Genomic DNA, 494 nt, shown 5'->3' with positions numbered 1-494 from the left:
GGATCCGTGGGCGGCGGAGGACGTCGTGGCGCTTGCCCTGATCGGCGACGGCGGCACCAGCGAGGGCGACTTCCACGAGGCGCTGAACTTCGCCGGGGTGCTGAACGCGCCAGTGGTGTTCCTGGTACAGAACAACGGCTATGCGATTTCGGTGCCGCTGGCCCAGCAGTCCGCGGCGCCGACGCTGGCACACAAAGCGGTGGGCCATGGGATCATCGGTCGCCTGGTGGACGGCAACGACGCGCCCGCGGTGCACGGTGTGCTGCGCGCGGCGGTCGAGCACGCGCGGTCGGGTCGCGGCCCGGTGCTGGTCGAGGCGGTCACCTACCGGCTGGAGGCGCACACCAACGCCGACGACGCGACCCGCTACCGCACCTCGGAGGAGGTCGCCGCCTGGCAGGCCCGCGATCCGCTGACGCTGCTGGAGCGGCAGCTACGCAAGGCCGGTCTCCTCGACGACGCCGGCGTCGCCGCAGTCGCGCGGGCCGCCGAGG

1 protein-coding gene is annotated in these 494 nt (G+C 73.1%); it reads left to right on the top strand.

Annotated elements, in window-relative coordinates:
• A partial coding sequence (locus tag AC08ON_RS17350; protein WP_476617361.1) for a thiamine pyrophosphate-dependent enzyme occupies positions 1-494 on the top strand: 494 nt, incomplete at both ends.

This window comes from Frankia sp. CoWAU3, from assembly GCF_977971855.1.
Note: the sequence above shows the minus strand (reverse complement) of the source record. Positions and strands in the feature narration are given on the sequence as shown.